We start from the raw sequence: 23,462 nt of genomic DNA on the forward strand, positions 1-23,462 counted from the left end.
CAGACGCAAAGTCAGCGCCAGATGACTAGTTGCCCAGCAACGTAGGATAAGCCGACATGTTCAGTAAGATTTGAAACAGCACGCGGACATCCCCCCGGACATCCGCGCAAAGGCTTGTCAGGTCTCAAGCAACGCGCGCAGCATCCATGCGGTCTTCTCATGCACCTGCATGCGCTGGGTCAGCAAGTCGGCTGTCGGCTCGTCACTGACCTTGTCCAGCAGCGGGAAGATCCCGCGAGCGGTGCGAGTCACGGCCTCTTGGCCCTCGACCAACTGCTTGATCATGTCCTCGGCGCTTGGCACCCCGACTTCCTCTTTAATGGAGGAGAGTCGCGCGTAAGTCGCGTAGGCACCCGGCGCCGGAAAACCCAGGGCCCGGATACGCTCGGCGATCAGATCCACCGCCAGCGCCAGCTCGTTGTATTGTTCTTCGAACATCAGATGCAGGGTCCTGAACATGGGACCCGTGACGTTCCAATGGAAGTTATGGGTTTTCAGATACAGCACATAGGTGTCCGACAACAACCGCGACAGCCCCTCGACGATGGACTTGCGGTCTTCTTCACTGATACCGATATCGATTGCCATGTTTACCCCCTAAGGCGATTGAATTCATCCAACAGGTGCAGACCCACTCTAGCAAGGCAGCCGCGACCTCGCAGCCGGCAATTTTCGCTCGCCGTGCGACAAATCGACCGGGCAGGTGCCGCTGGCCGGGGTGATTTGAGTCGCTGCAGGCTTTGCTGTTAAATAGGCAGTGTGTCGCCATGCCCCATTTTTCGGGGCCTCGCGCATAGGCTGATGCCGGGCACGTGTCCAACGCCTCTTTATTGTTTCCGAAGCGAACCGTGCGCCTTCAGCTCTTCCTTGTGAGCCGTCATAACGTGAGCCAATCAAAATGTTGAAAATCGTCCACCTGCTAATGGGCGCAGCGGCCTTGCTGCTGTCGTTCATACCCAGCTTGAAAGCCGAAGCCGTTCCTTACCTGCAACAACCCGATGCACTTTACCTGGCCTTTTTCGGCCTGCTGAACCTGGTCATCGCTCCAGTGATTCCTTACTGGAACAAAGGCCCGCGCCAACATTTGCAAAATCTGGTCAGCGCTCTTCTCGTGCTGACTGTCGTCCTGCAAACCCTGACCCTGATTGCACCGATGCCTGTCATCGCCGGTCAACCGGCCGTGTTGTTCAGTCTGGTAATCGCCCTGGTTGCCGTGATCCTGCATCTGGCCATCAGCTTCTACAAGTCTTCACCGGCCGCCGCACCGACTACCTATGACATGAGCAACCGCGATACCGGTACCGTCAAGTGGTTCAACACCTCCAAAGGCTTCGGCTTCATCTCCCGGGATTCCGGCGATGATATTTTCGTGCACTTTCGTGCAATCCGTGGCGAAGGCCACCGCGTCCTGGTTGAAGGCCAACGCGTGGAGTTCTCGGTGATGAACCGGGACAAAGGCCTGCAAGCCGAGGACGTGATCGCCGCCCTGCCGCGTCGCTGATTCGAGGCAACAAAAAACCGCGAGCAGCCACGCTGCTCGCGGTTTTTTTACGCCTGCACAAATGTGTTGGCATCAGTAATGCGGCGGTGGCGCTTCTTCCTCGAAAGAGTCGAACTGCCCAACCATCTCTTCCTGACGCTTGATCAAAGCCGCCATCTGCAGTTGCAGGCGTTCGATCACGCGCTGCTGCGCCACCAGCTCATCGTTCAATGTCTGAATGGTGTCATCCTGAAAAACCAGGCGGCTTTCCAGATCGGTAACGCGTTCTTCAAGGTTCATGGTTCAACCCTCCAGAAACGTGAAGTCTTCGGTCAGCACCAGACGCAGCCGTTCACGAATGCCCGCAACCTCTTCGGCGCTGTAGGGTCTTGCCGGGTGTTTACCCCAGACCGGCGCCGGCCATGCCGCGTCATCCCGCTTGCGCACGATCACATGCATGTGCAACTGGCTGACAACGTTGCCCAGCGTCGCAACGTTCAACTTGTCGGCGTCGAACAGACCCTTCAGCAGCTCGGCCAGCGCCGTAGTCTCCTGCCACAACTGCTGCTGATCGGCGACATCCAACTGAAACAACTCGCTGATATCGTCGCGACGTGGCACCAGGATGAACCACGGGTAATTGGCATCGTTGGACAGCAGCAGCCGGCAGAGCGGGAAGTCACCGATGGTCAGGGTGTCCTGTTGAAGTCGTGAATCTAAAGCAAACACTGCGTGCACTCCCGGCTGATCGACATAATTCAAGCTTAGCGGCCGTGAAAGACAGGCGACACACCAAGCGACAGGCAGGCAGCATACCTGCGAATCCATCAGGCTTCACGAGCGCCGTGCCGCCATGGCCATCACAGCCCAGACAAAGGACATTTGCAGAGACTGCGCACCATTACAGCGCCAGGACGGTGCCCGGACACGGGCAAACACCCGAAATGGGCAGGTCCATTCGACACCAGGCTCGTCACAAGCTGTATGAATCCGGTACAGCCTGTAAATTTTTTGCACCAAAACCGCACAGTGCGTCTACGCTCAGTGCGTCGGGCATCCGCCAAATACTCACTGACGGGGTGAACCGGTAACGTTTTTGGTTGTCATGGCCCCACGCGAACCTGACAACACGATGCAAAGGTATGCGTCAAGCCCCTGATACAAAAGGGCTTGAACCCCCGTTTTTATGCGGTTTTTACAGCGAAAGGCGGGTGTGCAGAAAAATAAACGTGGCAACCCTGCACTTTGTGCACGCTTGTTGCATTAAGACACACATGGCCTATAAGCGCACCACGGGAAGTGGCAGCTTGAGACCAAACAAATACGGTGGCAGGGTTGCCCCAATGGAGATTCAAGTGTTTTGCCAGGGACTCTTTTTTACCGATGCAAAAAGGCCCAGAAACAGCGATAAAGTTGTCAGCCCGGCTGCATGGGTAACGTGAATTTGCGACATCAACCCAGCTGTTTGCGACGTCGTCGTAAAGATCATGAAAGGTTGTATGAGCAAGTATCGCCAACATTGTCGGCGTGATATAAGTTTGCGCCGACACAAAAAGAAAGAGCCGCCCAGATAATAAAACAGGTGGGACGGCAGTACTCTTCTAAAACCAAAGGAGCAAATCACGATGCGCGTGATGAAGTGGAGCACAATCGCACTGGCAGTTGCAGCAGCAGCCAGCACTCAGTTGGCTACGGCCGCCCCGTTTGTTAGTGACCAGGCAGAAGCCAAAGGTTTCGTTGAAGACGCAAAACTCACCGAAACGTTGAAGAACTACTACTTCAACCGCGACAACAAGAACGGCGGCGCTGACCAGAAAGACTGGACACAAGGTTTTCTGGGTAATTTCACCTCTGGTTACACCCAGGGTACTGTCGGCGTAGGCATTGACGCTTTCGGTTATCTGGCTATCAAACTGGACGGCGGTGACGGTACCTCCGGTTCGGGCAACATGAGTCGTAGCGACTTCGTCAATCCAAACAATGGCTCTCGCGACGTCAATGACAGCCAAGGCAAGGCCGGCGCTGCCATCAAGTTCCGCGTCTCCAAAACCGAGCTGAAAATCGGTGACCAACAGCCAAGCACTGCGCCAGTGTTCGCTGTCGGTGGTTCCCGCCTCATCCCGCAAACTGCCAGCGGCTTCCAGCTGCAGAGCAGCGAAGTCAAAGACCTCGACCTCGAAGCCGGTCACTTCTACTCGGCGACCAGCCAGGACAAGAACGCCCGCGACGGCGAGCTGTGGGCCACTTACGCCAACGTCAAGGCTGACTCGATCGACTACTTCGGCGGCAAGTACGGCATCACTGACAACCTCTCCGCCTCTCTGTATGGCGCCAAGCTGGAAGACATCTGGAACCAGTACTACGCCAACCTGAACTACACCATCCCGCTGGGTGGCGATCAGTCGGTGAACCTGGACGGCAACATCTACCGCACCACCGATACCGGTCGTGCCGAAGCGGGCGAGATCAGCAACACCGCGTTCTCCCTGGCAGCCGCCTATTCGTTCCTGAAAGCCCACACCGTCACTCTGGCTTTCCAGAAAGTTAACGGCGACACTCCGTTCGACTACATCGGTGTCGGTGGCCACGGCCCATCCAACCGTGGTGGCGACTCGATCTTCCTCGCCAACTCCATCCAGTACTCTGACTTCAACGGCCCTGGCGAGAAATCCGCCCAGATCCGTTACGATCTGAAAATGGCCGAGTACGGCGTTCCAGGCCTGAGCTTCATGGCTCGTTACGTGAACGGCTGGAACATCGACGGTACCAACGCACCGGCTGGCGGTTCCTACGTCAACGTGTACGGCAAAGATGGCAAGCACCACGAAACCAACTTTGAAGCCAAGTACGTTGTTCAAAGCGGCCCGGCAAAAGACCTGTCCTTCCGTATTCGTCAAGCCTGGCACACTGCTAACGCTGACGAAGGCGAAGGCGACGTTAAAGAGTTCCGCCTGATCACCGAATACCCGCTGAACATCCTGTAATTGTCAGTGGTTAGTTTGGAAGCATAAAAAAAGGCCCATCTTCGGATGGGCCTTTTTTATTGCCTGTCACTTGTCATAAATGCCTGACCAACAAGTCAGGCATTTAATTAGCAACCTATCATTGTGTAGCTGTTTCCTGAACCACACGAATCACCCGCTGTGGAAACGGAATATCAATACCGGCCGTCTTCAAACGATCACGCGACTGTTCGTTAAACATGAACATCACGTCCCAATAGTCCGCAGTTTTAACCCATACACGCAGGGAAACAGTGATCGAACTGTCACCCAGCGTCGAAATGACCGCTTGTGGCGCAGGGTCCTGCAATACGCGCTCATCCTTGGCCAGATCCAGCAGTACCTGACGGGCTTTCTGCAGATCCGCTTCGTAATCCACACCCACGTCGAACACCACCTTGCGGGTTGGCTGACGGTTGGTGTTGGTGATGATGCCGTTCGACAGATTGCCGTTCGGGACGATGATGGTCTTGTTGTCACCGGTACGCAGCACGGTGTGGAAAATCTGGATGCTGTCGACAGTACCCGCCACGCCTTGCGCTTCGATCCAGTCGCCGATACGGAACGGACGGAACAGCAGAATCAGCACGCCGCCAGCGAAGTTCGCCAGGCTGCCCTGCAACGCCAGACCGATGGCCAGGCCGGCAGCACCGATCGCGGCCACGAACGAGGTGGTTTCCACGCCGATCATCGAGGCGACGCTGACGATCAGCAGCACCTTGAGGATGATGTTCGCCAGGCTGCTGATAAAGCCTTGCAGCGCCAGGTCGGCATTACGCAGCGCAAGCAGACCGCCGAGCTTTTGCGTGACCTTGTTGATCAACCACCAGCCAATGGCCAGGGTAATCACCGCCAGCAACACACGGCTGCCGTATTCCATGATCATCGGAATCCACGCCTGGGACGCCTTGACCAGGTTGTCTACCTCAGCATTCAAATCCATCTTCCATCTCCTGATGTCCGGCTACCCGGGCTGTAAAAAATCAGCGGCAGAAAGACCGAGTCCATTGAGGCTCAATCGTTTCTGCCGTTGTTGGGGCCTCGGACGCTGAAAACGCCGAGAGGTTCCGCATGGGGACGCTTAGTCGCGGAAGTTGTTGAACTGCAGCGGCATGCCGAATTCCTTGGCGCGCAGGGCCGCGATGGCTTCCTGCAGGTCATCGCGTTTCTTGCCGGTCACACGCACCTGTTCGCCCTGAATGGCGGCCTGCACCTTGAGCTTGGCATCCTTGATGTGCGCGACGATTTTCTTCGCCAGCTCCTTGTCGATGCCTTCCTTGAGGATCGCGTCCTGCTTCATCAGCTTGCCCGAGGCGTAAGCGTCTTTGACTTCAAGGCACTGCACATCAATCTTGCGCTTGGTCAGGGCCAGCTTCAGGATCTCGATCATCGCTTCCAGCTGGAACCCGGCTTCAGCGGTGAGGTTGACGGTCAGGTCCTTTTCCTTGAACTCGAAGCTGCCTTTGCCTTTCAGGTCATAGCGACGATCGAGTTCCTTCACGGCGTTCTCGACCGCGTTGGTCAGCTCGTGTTTGTCCAGTTCGGATACCACGTCGAACGACGGCATGTAGTCTCTCCAATAAAAAGGCGCGCTCGATCAGGAGGGAGCGCGCTTGGCTTGCGGTTAAAATCCGGCTCATTATAACGGGTCTTTTCCCACCAATACGGCGAGCCTTGCATGCCAGTACCTTACCGAGTGAAATACTGATGTCCATCCCCTGGCACGTTCTCGGCGCCGGCAGCCTCGGCACCCTCTGGGCCACGCGTCTGGCCCGCGCGGGTCTGCCGGTGCGGCTGATCGTGCGTGATGCCGAGCGTTTGCGCAGCTATCAGGCGGCCGGCGGGCTGACCCTGGTCGAGCATGGCGCAGCCACCACCTATACCGTCCCCGCGCAAACGGCGGATGACCCGGAGCCGATCCGTCGCCTGCTGGTCGCCTGCAAAGCCTATGACGCCGAAAGCGCGGTCGCCCGCCTCGCCCCGCGCCTGAGCGCAGATGCCGAGCTGATCCTGCTGCAGAACGGCCTCGGCAGTCAGGACGCGGTCGCAGCGGTGGTTCCGCAGGCACGCTGCATCAGCGCCTCCAGCACCGAAGGCGCGTTCCGCGACGGCGACTGGCGCGTGGTGTTTGCCGGCCACGGTTTCACCTGGCTGGGCGATGCCGGTCATCCGGTGGCGCCGATCTGGCTGGACGACCTGCAAGCGGCGAACATCCCCCATGAATGGAGCACCGACATCCTCACCCGGCTGTGGCGCAAACTGGCGCTCAATTGCGCGATCAATCCACTGACCGTGCTTCACGATTGCCGTAACGGCGGACTGGAGCAGCATCAATGCGAAGTCGCCACGCTGTGCGCGGAACTGGCCGAGTTGCTGGAGCGTTGCGGTCAACCGGCAGCCGCGCTCGATCTGCAACAGGAAGTCGAACGGGTGATCCACGCCACGGCGGCCAACTACTCGTCGATGTATCAGGACGTGGCGAACCAGCGCCGCACCGAAATCACCTACCTGCTGGGCCACGCCTGCAAAGTCGCCGCCCGTCATCAACTGAACCTGCCGCACCTCACGCAATTGCAGCAGCGTCTGGTCGAGCATCTGCGCAGCCTTGGATTGCCCAGCGACTGAGCAGCGGCTACGCTGCCCACTTGTTCCTCTGCTGCGATAAACCTGATGCCATTGCGCCAGCGCCTTGAAAACCTGCCGGTCGGCCAGAAACTGCTGGCCGCCCTGCTGGTGTTGTTGACCACCGTTCTGCTGGTCGCCAACCTGACCTTTATCAGCGCCGCCTATTACATCTCCCAGGAAAGCATGGCGCCACAGGCGCTGCAGACCATTGGCCGGCTGATCTCCAACCCGAGCCTGGTCGCACAAGCCCTGGAGTCGCCACAAAGCGCCGAACGCCTGCTCAAGGAACTCGACAGCTATTCGCCGCTGCGTGCGGCGGCGTTGTACGACGGCAAGGGTGACCGACTCGCCCAGGTGCAGCGTGGCGACAAACTCAATCTGCCGGAACGCTATCGGCACATCGAAGCCTGGCAACTCACCGAGTTTCGCAGCAACCAGTTGATCACCCTGCCTCGCCCGGGCACTGCACCGGGTCATCTGCTGCTGGTGGCCAGCAGTGAACTGCCGATGGCGTTTTACACCGGCACTCTGACTGCCAGCCTCGGCATTCTGATTTTCAGTGTGCTGCTTTGGCTGGTGATCGCGCGGCAGATCAAACGCCTGATCACCCGCCCGATCCATGAACTTGAAGAGCTGTCGCGTCAGGTCACCCGTGAAGAGAACTACGCCCTGCGCGCCTCGCGCGGTAATCATGACGAAATCGGCAGCCTCGCCGAGGCATTCAACACCATGCTCTCGCGCATCGAAGCTCGCGAGCAGCAACTCAAGCGCGCCCGCGATGACTCGCAGGCCGCCTACGATCAGGCTCAGGGCCTGGCCGAAGAAACCCGCCACACCAACCGCAAGCTGGAACTGGAAGTCCAGGTTCGCAGCAAGATCGAGAAGAAGCTCACCGGTTTCCAGAACTACCTCAACAGCATCATCGACTCCATGCCCTCGGCGCTGATCGCCCTCGACGAGCAGCTCTACGTGACCCAGTGGAACCAGGAAGCCAGCGCCCTCTCCGGCACGCGCCTGGATGAAGCGTTGAACCAGCCGATCTTCCTCGCCTTCGAACCGCTCAAGCCGTTTCTGCCGCAACTCAAGCAGACCGTGGAAGAACACACGGTGGCGAAGATCGAGCGGGTGACTTGGTTCAAGGACGACGAACCCAAGCATTACGCCCTGACCTTCTACCCGCTGATGGGCGGTGCCGGGCGCGGTGTGGTGATCCGCATCGACGACATCACCCAGCGCCTGTCGCTGGAAGAAATGATGGTGCAATCGGAAAAGATGCTCTCGGTCGGTGGCCTCGCCGCCGGCATGGCCCACGAGATCAACAACCCGCTCGGTGCGATCCTGCACAACGTGCAGAACATTCGCCGGCGGCTGTCGGCAGATCTGCCGAAGAACCTCGAAACCGCCGAACAGCTCGGCATCGAGCTGGACACGGTCAACCGCTACCTGCAAAGCCGTGAAGTGCCGAAGTTGCTCGACGGCATCCAGCAGGCCGGCGCCCGCGCAGCAAAAATCGTCACCCACATGCTCAGTTTCAGCCGGCGCAGCACCCGGCAAATGGCCCCGTGCGATTTGCCCGCGCTAATCGATCAAGCAGTGGAAATTGCCGGCAACGACTTCGATCTGGCGATCGGTTTCGACTTCAAGGGTCAGGCGATCATCCGCCAGTTCGATCCGGCGCTCGGCCCGGTGCCAGGCACCGCCAACGAACTGGAGCAGGTGCTGCTCAACCTGCTGAAAAACGCTGCGCAAGCCATTCATCAGCGCGACGATGACAGCGAGCCGGGACGGATCATTCTGCGCACCCGACTCAATCCGCCATGGGCCGAGATTCAGGTCGAGGACAACGGCATCGGCATGAGCGAGAGCGTGCGCAAACGCACCTTCGAGCCCTTTTTCACCACCAAGGAAATCGGCCAGGGCACGGGACTGGGGCTGTCGGTGTCGTACTTCATCATTACCAACAACCATAAAGGCCAGATGGAAGTGCAATCGGCGCCCGGCCAGGGCACCTGTTTCACCCTGCGCCTGCCGCTGACACAACCGGCAGCCATCGCCGCCGAAACCAATCAATCAACGAGGTAACTCATGGGCTTTCGCTTGTCGAAGATCTACACCCGCACCGGCGACACAGGCGAAACCGGCCTGGGCGATGGCCGCCGCGTGCCCAAGGATCACCCGCGCATCGAAGCCATTGGCGAAGTCGACACACTGAACAGTCAGGTCGGTGTGCTGCTGGCCGGGCTGATCGCCGAGCGTGAAGCGTTTCCGGGCTTGGATGAACTGATCGACGTGCTCGCCCCCTGCCAGCATCGTTTGTTCGATCTGGGCGGTGAACTGGCGATGCCGGAATATCAGGCGCTGAACGCGGCGGAAATCGAACGCCTGGAAGCGGCAATCGATGTGTGGAACGAGGAACTGGGGCCACTGGAGAATTTCATACTGCCCGGTGGCTCAACGCTGATCGCCCAGGCCCATGTGTGCCGCAGTCTGGCGCGCAGTGCCGAGCGGCGTTGTCAGCATTTGAATGCGATCGAGCCATTGGCCGGGGTGGGGTTGGCGTACATCAATCGGTTGTCGGATTTGCTGTTTGTGGCCGCAAGGTTGGTTGCACGGCGGCAGGGGATTGCGGAGATTCTGTGGCAGCCGGCGGCGAAGCCTTCAGGAACGTAGTGTTTGATCGGCCGCCATCGCTGGCAAGCCAGCTCCCACAAGGTTTTGTGTCGTTCTCCGCATTTGCGGTGCATCCAATACCTGTGGGAGCTGGCTTGCCAGCGATGAGGCCAGTGGCCTCAGCACATAATCAAGCTTCCGGCCAGAATGCGCGAATCCCCGCTACACCTTGAGCGCCAACACCCCAAGCCTTCTCGCGCTCCGCCGGGCCAACGCCACCGAGCAAGAACACCGGCTTGCTGAAGCCCTCGATCAACGTCGACGCCTGCTCCCAACCCAACGGCTGCGCATCCGGATGGGTCAGGGTCGGCTGTACCGGCGACAGGGTGACGAAGTCCACGCCCATCTGTTCGGCCAGCGCCAGCTCTTCAGCGTTATGGCACGAAGCCGCGAGCCAGCGCTCCGCCGGCAATGGTCGCCCCGCTTCGGCATATTTGCGCAGTTGCGCGGCGGTGATGTGCCAGCCGGCGGCCGGGAAATCGCCAAGCCATTCGAACGGCCCCTTGATCATCAACTGCGCCTTGCCAGCACACAGGCCGACCGCATCCACCGCCAGGTCTCGATACTTGGGGTCATAGCCGTTCGGTGCGCGCAGTTGAATCAGTTTGATCCCGTCGGCAATTGCCTTCTGGATGCCGCGCAGCAAGGCCGGGGCTTCCAGATCTTCCGGGGTGATCAAGTATTCGCCGGGCAAACGCGCAGCAGCGACAATCGGCTGGTTGGCGGCCGGGAACTCGTAGTTCAGCAGATCCTTGGCGCTGACCCAGGCCAGTGGCTGACCTTCGGCACCGTGCGGTTCGCCGCTGAACTGCGACACTTCCCAGACATCCAGCAACACCTGCTTGTCGGGGTAATCATGGCGGACCTTGATCAGCGGACGAGCAGCGCCGACAACAATGCCCAGCTCTTCGTGCAGCTCGCGCGCCAGGGCGCTTTCGACGGATTCATCGGCCTCGACCTTGCCACCGGGAAACTCCCACAGACCTCCCTGATGCTGGATATCGGCACGGCGGGCGATGAGGATTTTGCCACTGTCGTCACGAATGACGGCAGCGGCGACGTGTACGCGTTTCACGGATTCAACTCCTCCAGTCCAGCCATTTGCCACGCCTTGAAGGCGGGCCATTGGTAGACGGTTTCAACATAGGCTTGATCAACCGCTGGTAACGGCACCTGGTAAGTTCGCAGACGCACGGCAATCGGCGCGAAGAACGCGTCAGCCAGGCTCACCCGGCCAAACAGATACGGCCCGGGCTCCGTGGCGGCGGCGCGGCATTCAGCCCACAACGCGAGCATGCGCTCGATATCGATCTTCACTTCCGGCGGTACCGGGTTGAGCGGAGCATCGTGGCTCAGGTTGAACGGCATGTGATTGCGCATGGCGAAAAAGCCACTGTGCATCTGCGCACACGCAGAGCGGGCCTGCGCGCGAGCGAATAGATCGCTCGGCCAGAGCTGTTCGGCCGGGAACTGTTCGGCCAGGTATTCGGCAATCGCCAGAGAGTCGGCGATGGTGCCGCGAGAGGTTTGCAGCAACGGCACCTTGGCGGTCGGCGAATGCTTGAGCAGCCGCTCGCGGGTGTCGGGCCTGCCGAGCTTGATCAGTTCTTCGCTGTAAGGGGCGCCGGTCAGTTCCAGCGCCAGGGCGGCGCGCAAGGACCAGGAGGACAGCAGTTTGTCGCCGATGATCAGGTGCAGGGACATGGTGTGGCGCCTTTTCGTCAGTGGAAAGCTTCAAGACTTGTAGTGACTGGACCGACGCTTTCGCGGGCAAGCCCGCTCCCACAGTAGTTTCGGTCGTGCACAAATCTCGTGTACACCACAGAACCCTGTGGGAGCGGGCTTGCCCGCGAAGAGGCCGGCAGCCCACCCTCACCCTTTGGATCAGGTGCGGTACTCGGCGTTGATCTTCACATACTCATGCGACAGGTCGGTGGTCCAGATGGTTTCGCTGCAATCGCCGCGACCCAGCTCGATACGGATGGTGATCTCTTCCTGCTGCATCACCGCCGAGCCCTGTGCTTCAGTGTAGGTCTCGGCACGGGCGCCACGGCTGGCGATGCACACGTCGCCGAGGAACACGTCGATCTTGCTCACATCCAGGTTCGGCACGCCGGCACGGCCGACAGCGGCCAGAATACGGCCCCAGTTCGGGTCGGAAGCAAACAGCGCGGTCTTGATCAACGGCGAGTGGGCCACGGTGTAACCGACGTCCAGGCATTCCTGATGATTGCCGCCACCGTTGACTTCAACGGTGACGAATTTGGTCGCGCCTTCGCCGTCACGCACGATGGCCTGGGCCACGTCCATGCACACTTCGAATACCGCCTGTTTCAGCTTGGCGAACAGCTCGCCTTCGGCGCGGGTGATTTCCGGCAGGGCAGCCTTGCCGGTGGCAATCAGCATGCAGCAGTCGTTGGTCGAGGTGTCGCCGTCGATGGTGATGCGGTTGAACGACTTGTTTGCACCGTCCAGCATCAGGTTGTGCAGCACGTCGCGGGAGACTTTGGCGTCGGTAGCGATGTAGCCGAGCATGGTCGCCATGTTCGGGCGAATCATGCCGGCGCCTTTGCTGATGCCGGTAACGGTGATGGTCACGCCGTCATGCTGGAACTGGCGACTGGCGCCCTTGGGCAGGGTATCGGTGGTCATGATGCCGGTGGCGGCCGCTTCCCAGTTGTTTTCCGACAGATCATCCAGCGCCGCTTGCAGCGCGCCTTCGATCTTCTCGACCGGCAGCGGCTCACCGATTACACCGGTGGAATACGGCAGGATCTGGCTGGCATCGACACCGGTCAGCTCGGCCAGTTTGGCGGTGGTGCGCTCGGCAGCCGCCAGACCCGGCTCACCGGTACCGGCGTTGGCGTTACCGGTGTTGGTCAGCAGGTAACGCACGGCGTTCTGCACACGCTTTTTCGCCAGGATCACCGGCGCGGCGCAAAAGGCGTTCAACGTGAACACACCGGCCACGGTCGAACCTTCGGCACAGCGCATCACTACCACATCCTTGCGCCCGGGGCGCTTGATGCCGGCCGAGGCGATACCGAGTTCAAAACCGGCAACCGGGTGCAACGTTGGCAAAGGACCAAGACCAACAGCCATGAATGCGCTCCTTACTCAATGATGTCAGCACCGCTCACAGGGATGGCGGTGGTGTAAATGGCAAAACGCCGCGACGGCAGGAGCCGGTCGCGGCGCGGGTATTTCAGCGATTGAAACGGGGTTTACTGGATCTGCCCGTGGCAATGCTTGAATTTCTTGCCCGAACCGCAGTAGCACAGTTCGTTGCGGCCCAGCTTCTGCTCGTTGCGCACCGGCGCGGTGGCAAGGGCTACATCGACCTCTTCACCCAACACTTCCGGCTGCTCCAGACCCGGGGCCTCGGCGTGTTCGAACTGCATGCGCGCGGCCAGTGCTTCGGCTTCCTCACGCAGGCGTTGCTCTTCGGCTTCCGGATCTTCGCGGCGTACCTGAACGTGCGACAGCACACGGATCGAGTCGCGCTTGATCGAATCCAGCAGCTCGGAGAACAGCGTGAACGACTCGCGCTTGTATTCCTGCTTCGGGTTCTTCTGGGCGTAGCCACGCAGGTGAATGCCGTGACGCAGGTGATCCATGGTCGACAGGTGGTCTTTCCACAGATCGTCCAGCACGCGCAGAACGATTTGTTTCTCGAACGAGCGCAGTGCTTCGGCACCGGCCTGATCTTCTTTCTCGTTGTACGCCGCCATCAGCTCGACCATCAGCTTCTCGCGCAGGGTCTCTTCGTACAGGTGATCGTCTTCGTCGAGCCATTGCTGGATCGGCAATTTCACCCCGAAGTCGCTGGCAATCGACGCTTCCAGACCGGCCACGTCCCACTGCTCGGGCAGCGATTGCGGCGGAATGTGCGCGCTGACGGTGGCGTTGAGCACGTCCTGACGGAAATCGGCGATGGTTTCACCGATGTTGTCGGCGGCCAGCAACGTGTTACGCATGTGATAGATCACTTTACGCTGTTCGTTGTTGACGTCGTCGAACTCGAGCAGTTGTTTACGGATGTCGAAGTTGCGACCTTCCACCTTGCGCTGCGCCTTCTCGATCGCGTTGGTCACCATGCGGTGTTCGATCGCTTCGCCCGGCTGCATGCCCAGGGCTTTCATGAAGTTCTTCACCCGGTCAGAGGCGAAGATGCGCATCAGGCTGTCTTCCAGCGACAGGTAGAAGCGGCTGGAACCGGCATCGCCCTGACGGCCGGCACGGCCACGCAGCTGGTTGTCGATACGACGGGATTCGTGACGCTCGGAGGCGATCACCTGCAGACCGCCGGACTCCAGCACTTGCTGGTGACGCTTCTGCCAGTCGGCCTTGATCTGGGCGATCTGCTCGGGGCTCGGGTTTTCCAGCGCCGCGACTTCCACTTCCCAGTTGCCGCCCAGCAGGATGTCGGTACCACGACCGGCCATGTTGGTGGCGATGGTCAGGGCGCCCGGACGACCGGCTTGTGCGATGATCTCGGCTTCTTTTTCGTGGAACTTGGCGTTCAGTACCTTGTGTTCGATACCTTCCTTGTTGAGCAGGCTGGACACGTGCTCGGAGGTTTCGATGGTCGCGGTACCCACCAGGATCGGACGGCCCTGGGCCATGCCTTCCTTGATGTCGTTGATGATCGCCGCGTATTTCTCTTCGGCGGTCAGGAACACCAGGTCGTTGTAGTCTTTACGCGCCAACGGCTTGTTCGGCGGAATGACCATGACCTGCAGGCCGTAGATCTGGTGGAATTCGAACGCTTCGGTGTCAGCGGTACCGGTCATGCCGGACAGCTTGGTGTACAGACGGAAGTAGTTCTGGAACGTGGTCGAGGCCAGGGTCTGGCTCTCGGCCTGGATGTTCAGACCTTCCTTGGCTTCGATGGCCTGGTGCAGGCCTTCGGACAGACGACGACCCGGCATGGTACGACCGGTGTGTTCGTCGACCAGTACGACCTGACCGTCCTGCACAATGTATTCGACGTTGCGGTGGAACAGTTTGTGCGCACGCAGACCCGAATAAACGTGGGTCAGCAGGCCCAGGTTATGCGCCGAGTACAGGCTCTCGCCTTCGGCCAGCAGGCCGACGCCGGTGAGCATTTCTTCGATGTACTGGTGACCGGCTTCGTTGAGTTCGACCTGACGGGTCTTCTCGTCGATGGTGTAGTGGCCGGCCTTGGTGACCTGGCCTTCGACTTCTTCGACGTGCAGTTCCAGCTGCGGGATCAGTTTGTTGATCTCCATGTACAGCTTGGAACTGTCCTCGGCCTGACCGGAAATGATCAGCGGGGTACGGGCTTCGTCGATGAGGATGGAGTCGACTTCGTCGATCACGGCAAAATTGAGTTCGCGCTGGAATTTCTCTTCCATGCTGAACGCCATGTTGTCGCGCAGGTAGTCGAAACCGAATTCGTTGTTGGTGCCGTAGGTGATGTCGGCAGCGTAGGCGGCGCGCTTCTCTTCCGGCGGCTGGAACGGCGTCACGACGCCGACGGTCAGGCCGAGGAATTCATACAGCGGACGCATCCAGTTGGCGTCGCGGCGGGCCAGGTAGTCGTTCACGGTCACAACGTGCACGCCCTTGCCGGACAGCGCGTTGAGGTAAACGCCCAGGGTGGCCACGAGGGTTTTACCCTCGCCGGTACGCATCTCGGCAATCATGCCTTCATGCAAGGTCATGCCGCCGATCAACTGGACGTCGAAGTGGCGCATGCCCATGACGCGCTTGCCGGCTTCACGGGCGACCGCGAAGGCTTCAGGCAACAGCTTGTCGAGGGATTCCCCTTTGGCGATACGGGCCTTGAACTCGTTGGTCTTGGCACGCAATTGATCGTCCGAAAGGGCCACCATTTGCTCTTCGAAGGCATTGACGAGCTGCACCGTCTTGAGCATGCGTTTGACTTCACGCTCGTTCTTGCTTCCAAAAAGTTTCTTTAACAAAGGCGCAAACATATCGGCAGGATCTTCCACACTAAAGGGATGGAGGGCGGCCCCGTGAGTCGCCCGTGCAGCCCTCATGGCCGCATGCGAACGAGCATTCTACCCGGAAACGGTGGTGAGGAAAGTGGCGATATTCCACGATGCTGGCACTGCGCTTTGACGGGGCTCACTTAAAATAAGGGCGTTTTGCTCAACTTCAACCCATCAAGGCAAGAAGTTAGTTGTTGATTTAATGGGTAAAGCAGGGACAAAAGCAATGGGCGAGTGGTTCCGTCGCTTTCTGCTACCATGGCGCGTCTGTAACTTCAGGTGTTCGATCATGGCATTTCGCCCTCTCACAGCCAGAGCGCCCGCCGCTCTGCTACGCGAAGCCAAGCCGCTCAAAGCCATTCTCGGCCATGCCCAACGCCTCGCTCATCTGCAACGTCTGCTTGAAAGCCAGCTGCAACCGGCCGCCCGCACGCATTGCCATGTGGCCAAGTGGCGTGAAGGCCAATTGACGCTGGTGGTGACCGACGGGCACTGGGCGACGCGCCTGCGTTACCAGCAAAAACGCCTGCAACGCCAACTGCAGCTGTTCGAAGAGTTCGCCAACCTGACGCGCATCCTGTTCCGCGTGCAACCGCCGCTGGTCCAGCATCGGCCAGGCGGACACTCAATGGATCTGTCCACAGATGCGGCGCAGACCATTCAGTCGACGGCCGACGGGATCAGCGATCCTGGCCTGCGTGCAGCGCTTGAGCGTCTGGCGGCGCACGCCAAAGACAAGACCTGAAGCAAAAGCAAAAGATCGCAGCCTGCGGCAGTTCCTACATTGAGAATGCGTTCCCCTGCAGGAGCTGCCGAAGGCTGCGATCTTTGCTTTTAGCGGCGTTTGCTGCCGCCGAGCAACGAGCCCATCAGCCCTCTTACCAGTTGTTTGCCGAGATTGTTCGCCGCTTGGCGCATCGCTGACTTCAGCGCCTGCCCCGCCGCCGTCCCCAGAAACTCCCCGGCACGATCGGCCAGGCTCGGTTCTTCAGGCGCGGCCTTACCGGTCGGCATTTCTGCCTCCGGCGCCAGATCCTTGCGGCCCATCAGGATTTCATACGCCGATTCACGATCGATCGGCTTGTCATAACGTCCCTTGAACGGCGACCCGGCGATCAGCATCGTGCGTTCGGTCTCGCTCAGCGGCCCGATCCGCGACTGCGGCGGCGCCACCAGCACCCGCTGGACCATTTCCGGCGTGCCCTTTTCCTGCAGCGTCCCGACCAGCGCTTCGCCGATGCCCAGCTCCGTCAATACCGACAACGTATCGAACGCCGGATTAGGCCGGAAACCATCGGCCACCGCGCGCAGGGATTTCTGTTCCTTGGCGGTAAACGCGCGCAAACCGTGCTGGATGCGCAGGCCAAGCTGCGCCAGCACGTTATCCGGCAAATCCCCCGGCGACTGGGTGACGAAATACACGCCGACCCCTTTCGAGCGGATCAGCCGCACCACCTGTTCCAGACGTTCCTGCAACGCCTTTGGCGTATCGCCGAACAACAAATGCGCTTCATCGAAGAACAGCGCAAGCAGCGGTTTGTCGGCGTCGCCGCGCTCCGGCAACTGCTCGAACAGCTCGGCCAGCAACCACAGCAGGAACGTCGCGTAGACCTTCGGCGCCTCGTGTACCAGACGGCTGGCATCGAGCAAATGAATGCGCCCACGGCCGTCCGCCGCCGGTTGCAGAATGTCTTCGAGTTGCAATGCTGGCTCGCCGAACAAGGCTTCAGCGCCCTGCTGCTCCAGAGTCGCCAGCCGGCGCAACAGCGCCTGACTGGAACCGGTGGTCATCAGCGCGGCATCTTCGCCCAGCAACTGCGGGTTGTCCTTGAGGTGGTTGAGCAGCGCCTTGAGGTCTTTCAGGTCCAGCAACAACAGACCTTCGCGGTCCGCCACTTTGAAAGCCGCGTACAGCGCCGCCTGCTGACTGTCGGTCAGTTCCAGCAGGCTGCCGATCAGCAGCGGGCCCATTTCACTCAAGGTAGTGCGCAACGGATGACCGGATTCGCCGTGAATGTCCCACAGCGTCACCGGATAAGCCTGCGGCTTGTGGTCGAGCCAGGGCATCCCGGCGATGCGCTCGGCGACCTTGCCCTGCGGATTGCCGGCAGCGCCCAGGCCGCACAGGTCGCCCTTGATGTCGGCGGCGAACACCGCGACCCCGGCGTCGCTGAACGCTTCGGCGAGACGTTGCAAAGTCACGGTCTTGCCGGTCCCGGTCGCACCGGCGATCAGCCCGTGGCGGTTGGCCAGGCGCATGGCCTGAGCAATCGGTTGCCCCGCCAGATCGGCGCCGATAACGAGTTGCGATGTGTCAGGCATTTTGTCACCTATGGTTAATCTTTAATCCGCTGTGGCCGATAGCTAAGGGCGAGAACCTGACTGAAAAGTCGGTCGGACATTTCCCTAAGGAGAGCCGGAAATATCAGTTTTTTTCACCCTTGCCCATATTGCGCGTCTTTATAAAAGCACGCCCAGGACATTAAGACCTTAGCGGAACCCCAAGCCATGAACAAAAACCTGCGCTTCAGCCATAAAATTTTGCTTGCCGCCGCCCTCATCGTCATCGCCGCTTTCGCCTCGTTCACGCTGTACAACGACTGGCTGCAACGCAACGCGATCCGCGATGACCTGAACAACTATCTCAACGAGATGGGCGAAGTCACCGCCGATAACATCCAGACCTGGCTCAACGGACGCATTCTGCTGGTCGAGAACGCGGCCCAGAACATCGCCATCAACCCGGAACCGGCCAACGTCGCGAGCCTGCTGGAGCAGAAATCCCTGACCTCGACGTTCATGGCCACTTACCTGGGCGATGCCACCGGTCACTTCACCATCCGCCCGGACGTAAAGATGCCGGACGGCTTCGATCCACGGGTGCGCCCTTGGTACAAAGGTGCCGAGAGCAGCAGCGCCTCGACCCTGACCGAACCGTACATCGACGCCGCCACCGGCCAGTTGATCATCTCCATCGCCACCGCCTCGAAAAAAGCCGGTCAGAGCGTTGGCGTGGTCGGCGGCGACCTGAGCCTGCAAACCCTGGTCGACACGCTCACCGCCCGGGACTTCTCCGGCATGGGCTATGCGTTCCTGGTCAGCGCCGACGGCAAGATCCTCGTGCACCCGGACAAGGCGCTGGTGATGAAGTCACTGAAAGAAGCCTATCCGCAGGACACCCCGCGCATCAGCAGCGACTTCAGTGAAATCACGGTCGACGGCAAGACGCGCATCGTCAGCTTCACCCCGATCAAAGGCCTGCCATCGGTGAACTGGTACATCGGTCTGTCGGTGGACAAGGACAAAGCCTTCTCGATGCTCAGCGAGTTCCGCACCTCGGCGGTGATTGCCACCGTGATTGCGGTGGTGATCATCATTGCGCTGCTGGGCATGCTGATTCGCCTGCTGATTCAGCCGCTGCACGTCATGACCCGCGCCATGGAAGACATCGCCGATGGCGAGGGTGACCTGACCAAGCGCCTGACTATCGTCAACAACGATGAATTCGGCGTGCTGGGTACCGCATTCAACCGCTTCGTCGAGCGCATCCACGGCTCGATCCGCGAAGTGTCATCGGCCACCGGCCAGGTCAACGAGGTCGCGCTGCGCGTGGTCGCCGCGTCCAACTCGTCGATGTACAACTCCGACCAGCAAGCCTCGCGCACCAGCAGCGTCGCCGCCGCGATCAATCAACTGGGCGCTGCCGCCCAGGAAATCGCGCGCAATGCCGCACAAGCCTCGAACCAGGCCAGCGACGCCCGCGGCCTCGCCGAAGACGGCCAGCAAGTGGTGGATCGCAGCATCAAGGCGATGAATCAACTGTCGAGCATGCTCAGCGCCTCCAGCACCAACATCGAGTCGCTGAACAGCAAAACCGTGAACATCGGGCAGATTCTGGAAGTGATCACCAGCATCTCCCAGCAAACCAACCTGCTGGCGCTCAACGCCGCCATCGAAGCCGCGCGTGCCGGTGAGGCCGGACGTGGTTTTGCCGTGGTCGCCGACGAAGTGCGCAACCTGGCGCACCGCACCCAGGAATCGGCGCAGCAAGTGCAGACCATGATTGAAGAGCTGCAGGTCGGCGCCCGTGAATCGGTGAGCACCATGAGCGACAGCCAGCGCCACAGCCAGGACAGCGTGGAAATCGCCAACCTTGCCGGCGAACGCCTGAACAGCGTGACCCAGCGCATCGGCGAGATCGACGGGATGAACCAGTCGGTGGCCACCGCGACCGAAGAGCAGACAGCGGTGGTCGAGTCGATCAACGTCGACATCACCGAGATCAACACATTGAACCAGGAAGGCGTCGAAAACCTGCAGGCGACCTTGCGCGCCTGTTCGGATCTGGAGCAGCAGGCTTCGCGGCTGCAGCAATTGGTCGGCAGTTTCCGCATCTAGGGCGCTGCCACTGGCCTCTTCGCGAGCAGGCTCGCTCCCACATTGTATCTGTGTCGTTTGCAGATCCCTGTGGGAGCGAGCTTGCTCGCGAAGGCATCCTGTCAAACACCACAACACCTCGCAAAAACCCCCTCCGCGTATTCCCGACCGAACATCTATTCTGGATAAAGGTCAACCAAGGGAGAGCAGCACAGCGGAGGGCTCATCATTGTGCACATCGCCGATATCACCATGTTCTACGCCCCGGCCAGCGGCGGCGTACGCACTTACCTGGACGCCAAGCACCGCCGACTGGGCGTTAAAACGGGCATTCGCCACAGCCTGCTGATCCCCGGTGCGCACTTCGGTGAACACGATGGCGTCTACACAGTGCCCGCACCTGCCCTGCCCTTTGGCAAAGGTTATCGCTTCCCCGTGCGTCTTGCGCCGTGGCGCAATGTCCTGCAGGACTTGCAACCGGATCTGATCGAAGTCGGTGATCCGTACCTGACTGCCTGGGCGGCGCTCGACGCGCGGCGTCACCTGGATGTGCCGGTGATCGGCTTTTATCACTCGGATCTGCCGTTGCTGGTGAGCAATCGCATGGGCCATTGGCTCACGCCGAATGTCGAGGCTTACGTCAGCAAACTGTACGGCAACTTCGACCGGGTGCTGGCGCCGAGTCAGGTGATGGCCAATAAACTTCGGGGCCTGGGGGTGCGCAACGTGTTCGTGCAGCCGCTGGGGGTGGATCTGCAAACTTTCCATCCTGGCGCCCGCGACAAGGGTTTGCGCGCCGAACTGGGAATTGCCGAAGACACCCGTCTGCTGATTTTTGCCGGACGCGGCTCCAAAGAGAAAAACCTGCCAGTGCTGCTCAAATGCATGCAACGCCTCGGCCCGCGCTATCACCTGTTGCTGGTCGGTTCATCGATGCCCGCCGTGGTTCCGGACAATGTCAGCGTGATCGACGGGTTCTGCCCTGCCGCCACCGTGGCGCGATTAATGGCCAGCGCCGATGCCCTGATCCATGCCGGCGATCAGGAAACCTTTGGTCTGGTGATCCTCGAAGCCATGGCCTGCGGGATTCCGGTGCTCGCAGTGGCGGCCGGTGCGTTTGAAGAAATCGTCGCCGAAGACTGCGGCTTGCTCTGTGCACCGAACAACCCGCAAGCCATGGCAAATGCGGTGCGCGAGCTGTTCAGTCGCGGCTGTCTGAAACTCGGCCAACAAGCGCGACAACATGTCGAACGACGTTACTCCTGGGACAGCGTGGTCGACAGCCTGCTCGGTCATTACCACGCGGTGCTCGGTCACTCGCGGCAAAGAGTGGCCAATGGCTGATTCCTTGAATGACCGCGCAGTGTTGCTGGTGCTGCACGACGTGGCGCCGTCGACGTGGGCGGATTATCGGCCATTTGTCGAGGCGGTCGACGCAATGGGTGGCGTACCGATGACCTGGCTGGTCGTTCCGGATTTTCATGGTCACGATGCGCTTGAGGATCATCCCGCGTTCTGCCGAATGCTCGGCGAGCGGCTTGTCCGTGGCGATGAACTGGCCTTGCACGGCTATTACCATGACGACCGCGAGCCAGCCCCGACCACGCCCCGTGACTGGTTCATGCGCCGAATCTACACCAACGAGGGTGAGTTTTATCGGCTGTCCCGGGAAGCGGCGCAGGCTCGCCTGCGCCATGGCATCGAACTGTTCCGGCGCAATGGCTGGCCGTTGCACGGCTTCGTCGCCCCGGCCTGGCTGATGAGTGAGGGCACCCGCCAGGCCCTTCGTGAAACCCCATTGAGCTACACCAGCGACCCGCAACATCTTTATCAATTGCCGGATTTCACCGCCATCAACGCCCCGGGTCTGGTCTGGAGCGCGCGCAGTGCCTGGCGCCGGGGTTTGTCAAAAATCGTCAGCGAACAGCGCCAACAGCACTGGCGCGACGCCGCGGTGATTCGTCTAGGCTTGCACCCGGTAGACATGCGCCACGCCTTCGCGCGTGATTACTGGCTACGAACCCTTGAACGGCTGCTGGCAGAAGGACGCACGCCCATGAGCAAAATCGACTGGCTCACCCAGCACCGCGGGCGAATGGAGCGCGCTGCATGAGTCGCGGCATTGTGTTGTTGATCGGCCTGCTCGCCGCTGTACTGATCCCGGTGCTGCTCGGCGGCGGCGAGATCGGCGCGCGGTTGCAGAACTTTCCGCTGCACTGGCTGCTGATCATGTTCGGCATGATTCTGTTCTGCTGGGGTATCAACACCCTGCGCTTGCGCCTGCTGCTGGGCGATCAGCGCGATCGGGTCACGCCGCTGAAAAGCCTCGGTGTGGTGATGGCCGCGGAGTTCGCCTACTGCGCCACTCCCGGCGGCAGTGGCGGGCCGCTGACGATCATGGCCTTGCTGGCGCGCTGCGGTGTGCGCCCGGCCCGTGGCAGTGCGGTGTTTGCCATGGATCAGTTGAGCGATCTGCTGTTCTTTCTCTGTGCCTTGAGCGGCATCCTGATTTACGCCTTGTTTCAGCACCTCAGCGATCGTCTGGAGTGGCTGCTGATGGTCAGCGCCGTGTCACTGTTCGGTGGGTTGTTCAGTTGCGTGTTGCTGGCGCGCTACCACCGTCGCCTGATTCTTCTGAGCGGACGCCTGCTCGCCCGCCTCAACGTGCAACCGGCCACGCGCCGGCGCTGGGCACGCAAGCTGCTGCATTTTCTCGATGCGTTCATCGACACGCTCAAGTTGCCGTGGCAGACGCTGATCAAGGTTTTCGCCCTGACCTGCATGCACTGGCTGCTGCGTTACAGCGTGTTGTACCTGGCCTTGCGCGGGCTGGGCGCGGACCTGCAGTGGGCCTGGAGTTTTCTGGTGCAGATGCTGTCGCTGGGGGCGGGTCAAATGAGCTTGTTGCCCGGTGGCGCGGGGGCGGCGGAACTGACCTCGGCAGCGCTGCTGGCGCCGATGGTCGGTAAATCCACCGCGGCGGCAGCGATTCTGATCTGGCGGGTGGTGACGTTCTATTTCTATCTGGTGGTGGGCGGCCCGGTGTTTCTGTTGATGCTCGGGCGGCCGCTGCTCAAGAAGCTGCTGAAGATCAGGCAGGCTTCTCAGGTTCGTCCGCCTGCTCCTTGAGTTGCTCCCACAACTCGGCGGCGCCGGGAAACTCGGTGCCGTCTTCCGGGCTCAGGTCATCCGGGTCGTAGCGGCTAAGACAGCCCTCACCCAGGGTGGCCGGCGCTTTCGAAGTGGCTTTGTCCAGTGGGTCGCTCACGGCAGTTCCTCAAGGGCTGAAACGAAAAAAGGGCCTGGGACGATTGAACGCCCAGGCCCTTC

At 60.4% G+C, this 23,462-nt stretch carries 21 protein-coding genes and 1 pseudogene; 11 read left to right on the top strand and 11 right to left on the bottom strand.

Annotation, left to right across the window (positions count from 1 at the left end; all coding sequences use genetic code 11):
- Positions 1 to 117 precede the first annotated feature (117 nt).
- Complete coding sequence (locus AC193Q_RS13655) at positions 118 to 588, bottom strand: Dps family protein (protein ID WP_003227537.1); 471 nt, start codon at positions 586 to 588, stop codon at positions 118 to 120.
- Between the two features lie 310 nt (positions 589 to 898).
- Between AC193Q_RS13655 and AC193Q_RS13660 the strand changes: the two genes are divergently transcribed.
- Positions 899 to 1,501, top strand: coding sequence for a cold-shock protein (locus AC193Q_RS13660; RefSeq protein ID WP_121186855.1), 603 nt, complete (start codon positions 899 to 901; stop codon positions 1,499 to 1,501).
- A gap of 72 nt (positions 1,502 to 1,573) precedes the next feature.
- Here the strand turns inward: AC193Q_RS13660 and AC193Q_RS13665 are convergent, their stop codons facing one another.
- Both AC193Q_RS13665 and AC193Q_RS13670 read right to left on the bottom strand, forming a co-directional pair.
- Complete coding sequence (locus tag AC193Q_RS13665) at positions 1,574 to 1,780, bottom strand: SlyX family protein (protein WP_121186858.1); 207 nt, start codon at positions 1,778 to 1,780, stop codon at positions 1,574 to 1,576.
- Positions 1,781 to 1,783: 3 nt separating this feature from the next.
- Entirely contained in the window at positions 1,784 to 2,209 is a 426-nt protein-coding gene (locus tag AC193Q_RS13670; RefSeq protein WP_121187812.1) for an HIT family protein, read from the bottom strand.
- A gap of 896 nt (positions 2,210 to 3,105) precedes the next feature.
- Here AC193Q_RS13670 and AC193Q_RS13675 point away from each other — a divergent pair.
- Positions 3,106 to 4,464, top strand: a complete 1,359-nt coding sequence (locus tag AC193Q_RS13675; protein WP_121186860.1) for an OprD family porin — start codon at positions 3,106 to 3,108, stop codon at positions 4,462 to 4,464.
- 118 nt (positions 4,465 to 4,582) lie between these two features.
- Here the strand turns inward: AC193Q_RS13675 and AC193Q_RS13680 are convergent, their stop codons facing one another.
- Together AC193Q_RS13680 and AC193Q_RS13685 are read right to left on the bottom strand one after the other, a co-directional pair.
- Positions 4,583 to 5,425, bottom strand: a complete 843-nt coding sequence (locus AC193Q_RS13680) for a mechanosensitive ion channel family protein (protein WP_041068538.1) — start codon at positions 5,423 to 5,425, stop codon at positions 4,583 to 4,585.
- Between the two features lie 138 nt (positions 5,426 to 5,563).
- Entirely contained in the window at positions 5,564 to 6,049 is a 486-nt protein-coding gene (locus AC193Q_RS13685; RefSeq protein ID WP_003227548.1) for a YajQ family cyclic di-GMP-binding protein, read from the bottom strand.
- Between the two features lie 140 nt (positions 6,050 to 6,189).
- Here AC193Q_RS13685 and AC193Q_RS13690 point away from each other — a divergent pair, with 140 nt between their 5' ends.
- From AC193Q_RS13690 to AC193Q_RS13700, 3 genes are read left to right on the top strand one after another with little or no spacing between them, the layout of a single operon-like run.
- On the top strand, positions 6,190 to 7,107 hold the full coding sequence (locus AC193Q_RS13690; protein ID WP_121186862.1) for a putative 2-dehydropantoate 2-reductase: 918 nt from the start codon (positions 6,190 to 6,192) through the stop codon (positions 7,105 to 7,107).
- 45 nt (positions 7,108 to 7,152) lie between these two features.
- The gene (locus AC193Q_RS13695) at positions 7,153 to 9,189 is read left to right on the top strand and encodes a sensor histidine kinase (protein WP_483878523.1); all 2,037 of its coding nucleotides are present in this window, start codon (positions 7,153 to 7,155) and stop codon (positions 9,187 to 9,189) included.
- 3 nt (positions 9,190 to 9,192) lie between these two features.
- A complete protein-coding gene (locus tag AC193Q_RS13700) occupies positions 9,193 to 9,777 on the top strand; it encodes a cob(I)yrinic acid a,c-diamide adenosyltransferase (RefSeq protein WP_483878524.1) in 585 nt (194 codons plus the stop codon).
- 130 nt (positions 9,778 to 9,907) lie between these two features.
- Here the strand turns inward: AC193Q_RS13700 and AC193Q_RS13705 are convergent, their stop codons facing one another.
- From AC193Q_RS13705 to secA, 4 genes are all read right to left on the bottom strand, one after another.
- On the bottom strand, positions 9,908 to 10,852 hold the full coding sequence (locus tag AC193Q_RS13705) for a Nudix family hydrolase (RefSeq protein WP_483878525.1): 945 nt from the start codon (positions 10,850 to 10,852) through the stop codon (positions 9,908 to 9,910).
- On the bottom strand, positions 10,849 to 11,481 hold the full coding sequence (locus tag AC193Q_RS13710) for a glutathione S-transferase family protein (protein WP_121186870.1): 633 nt from the start codon (positions 11,479 to 11,481) through the stop codon (positions 10,849 to 10,851). Before AC193Q_RS13710 ends, AC193Q_RS13705 begins: the two co-directional genes overlap by 4 nt.
- 180 nt (positions 11,482 to 11,661) lie before the next feature.
- A complete protein-coding gene (gene argJ, locus AC193Q_RS13715) occupies positions 11,662 to 12,879 on the bottom strand; it encodes a bifunctional glutamate N-acetyltransferase/amino-acid acetyltransferase ArgJ (RefSeq protein ID WP_047296069.1) in 1,218 nt (405 codons plus the stop codon).
- A 122-nt stretch (positions 12,880 to 13,001) separates the two neighbouring features.
- Positions 13,002 to 15,737, bottom strand: coding sequence for a preprotein translocase subunit SecA (gene secA, locus AC193Q_RS13720; RefSeq protein WP_041068523.1), 2,736 nt, complete (start codon positions 15,735 to 15,737; stop codon positions 13,002 to 13,004).
- A gap of 307 nt (positions 15,738 to 16,044) precedes the next feature.
- On the opposite strand from secA, the gene AC193Q_RS13725 reads away from it, so the two are divergent.
- Positions 16,045 to 16,500, top strand: coding sequence for a DUF721 domain-containing protein (locus AC193Q_RS13725; RefSeq protein WP_483878526.1), 456 nt, complete (start codon positions 16,045 to 16,047; stop codon positions 16,498 to 16,500).
- Positions 16,501 to 16,589: 89 nt separating this feature from the next.
- Here AC193Q_RS13725 and AC193Q_RS13730 read toward each other — a convergent pair whose 3' ends face one another.
- Positions 16,590 to 18,077, bottom strand: a complete 1,488-nt coding sequence (locus AC193Q_RS13730) for a helicase HerA-like domain-containing protein (protein WP_483878527.1) — start codon at positions 18,075 to 18,077, stop codon at positions 16,590 to 16,592.
- Positions 18,078 to 18,407: 330 nt separating this feature from the next.
- Between AC193Q_RS13730 and AC193Q_RS13735 the strand changes: the two are divergent.
- From AC193Q_RS13735 to gpgF, 5 genes and pseudogenes are all read left to right on the top strand, one after another.
- A pseudogene (locus AC193Q_RS13735) lies at positions 18,408 to 19,247 on the top strand (HAMP domain-containing protein); the annotation flags it as partial.
- A 141-nt stretch (positions 19,248 to 19,388) separates the two neighbouring features.
- Positions 19,389 to 20,153 (top strand): methyl-accepting chemotaxis protein, encoded by a 765-nt coding sequence (locus AC193Q_RS13740; RefSeq protein WP_371260380.1) that lies wholly within the window; start codon positions 19,389 to 19,391, stop codon positions 20,151 to 20,153.
- Between the two features lie 210 nt (positions 20,154 to 20,363).
- Positions 20,364 to 21,476 carry an N-acetylglucosaminyl phosphatidylglycerol synthase gene (gene gpgS / locus AC193Q_RS13745; RefSeq protein ID WP_483878528.1) on the top strand — a complete coding sequence of 371 codons (1,113 nt, stop codon included), beginning with the start codon at positions 20,364 to 20,366 and terminating at the stop codon, positions 21,474 to 21,476.
- The gene (gene gpgD, locus AC193Q_RS13750; RefSeq protein WP_483878529.1) at positions 21,469 to 22,245 is read left to right on the top strand and encodes an N-acetylglucosaminyl phosphatidylglycerol deacetylase; all 777 of its coding nucleotides are present in this window, start codon (positions 21,469 to 21,471) and stop codon (positions 22,243 to 22,245) included. Before gpgS ends, gpgD begins: the two co-directional genes overlap by 8 nt.
- Positions 22,242 to 23,261 (top strand): glucosaminyl phosphatidylglycerol flippase, encoded by a 1,020-nt coding sequence (gene gpgF / locus AC193Q_RS13755; protein WP_483878530.1) that lies wholly within the window; start codon positions 22,242 to 22,244, stop codon positions 23,259 to 23,261. The genes gpgD and gpgF overlap by 4 nt, the downstream gene beginning before the upstream one ends.
- Here gpgF and AC193Q_RS13760 read toward each other — a convergent pair.
- Positions 23,224 to 23,400, bottom strand: coding sequence for a hypothetical protein (locus tag AC193Q_RS13760; protein WP_167797083.1), 177 nt, complete (start codon positions 23,398 to 23,400; stop codon positions 23,224 to 23,226). The genes gpgF and AC193Q_RS13760 overlap by 38 nt on opposite strands.
- Between the last annotated feature and the right edge of the window lie 62 nt (positions 23,401 to 23,462).

The organism is Pseudomonas sp. F2, from assembly GCF_057174385.1.

What these genes read in the sequence shown, in the direction of transcription:
- secA (WP_041068523.1), bottom strand. Translation starts at nt 15,737, where the DNA reads ATGTTTGCGCCTTTGTTAAAGAAACTTTTTGGAAGCAAGAACGAGCGT.
- gpgD (WP_483878529.1), top strand. Translation starts at nt 21,469, where the DNA reads ATGGCTGATTCCTTGAATGACCGCGCAGTGTTGCTGGTGCTGCACGAC.
- AC193Q_RS13680 (WP_041068538.1), bottom strand. Translation starts at nt 5,425, where the DNA reads ATGGATTTGAATGCTGAGGTAGACAACCTGGTCAAGGCGTCCCAGGCG.
- argJ (WP_047296069.1), bottom strand. Translation starts at nt 12,879, where the DNA reads ATGGCTGTTGGTCTTGGTCCTTTGCCAACGTTGCACCCGGTTGCCGGT.
- AC193Q_RS13730 (WP_483878527.1), bottom strand. Translation starts at nt 18,077, where the DNA reads ATGCCTGACACATCGCAACTCGTTATCGGCGCCGATCTGGCGGGGCAA.
- gpgF (WP_483878530.1), top strand. Translation starts at nt 22,242, where the DNA reads ATGAGTCGCGGCATTGTGTTGTTGATCGGCCTGCTCGCCGCTGTACTG.
- AC193Q_RS13665 (WP_121186858.1), bottom strand. Translation starts at nt 1,780, where the DNA reads ATGAACCTTGAAGAACGCGTTACCGATCTGGAAAGCCGCCTGGTTTTT.
- AC193Q_RS13675 (WP_121186860.1), top strand. Translation starts at nt 3,106, where the DNA reads ATGCGCGTGATGAAGTGGAGCACAATCGCACTGGCAGTTGCAGCAGCA.
- AC193Q_RS13655 (WP_003227537.1), bottom strand. Translation starts at nt 588, where the DNA reads ATGGCAATCGATATCGGTATCAGTGAAGAAGACCGCAAGTCCATCGTC.
- AC193Q_RS13660 (WP_121186855.1), top strand. Translation starts at nt 899, where the DNA reads ATGTTGAAAATCGTCCACCTGCTAATGGGCGCAGCGGCCTTGCTGCTG.
- AC193Q_RS13740 (WP_371260380.1), top strand. Translation starts at nt 19,389, where the DNA reads ATGTACAACTCCGACCAGCAAGCCTCGCGCACCAGCAGCGTCGCCGCC.
- AC193Q_RS13700 (WP_483878524.1), top strand. Translation starts at nt 9,193, where the DNA reads ATGGGCTTTCGCTTGTCGAAGATCTACACCCGCACCGGCGACACAGGC.
- AC193Q_RS13710 (WP_121186870.1), bottom strand. Translation starts at nt 11,481, where the DNA reads ATGTCCCTGCACCTGATCATCGGCGACAAACTGCTGTCCTCCTGGTCC.
- AC193Q_RS13690 (WP_121186862.1), top strand. Translation starts at nt 6,190, where the DNA reads ATGTCCATCCCCTGGCACGTTCTCGGCGCCGGCAGCCTCGGCACCCTC.
- AC193Q_RS13695 (WP_483878523.1), top strand. Translation starts at nt 7,153, where the DNA reads ATGCCATTGCGCCAGCGCCTTGAAAACCTGCCGGTCGGCCAGAAACTG.
- AC193Q_RS13725 (WP_483878526.1), top strand. Translation starts at nt 16,045, where the DNA reads ATGGCATTTCGCCCTCTCACAGCCAGAGCGCCCGCCGCTCTGCTACGC.
- AC193Q_RS13685 (WP_003227548.1), bottom strand. Translation starts at nt 6,049, where the DNA reads ATGCCGTCGTTCGACGTGGTATCCGAACTGGACAAACACGAGCTGACC.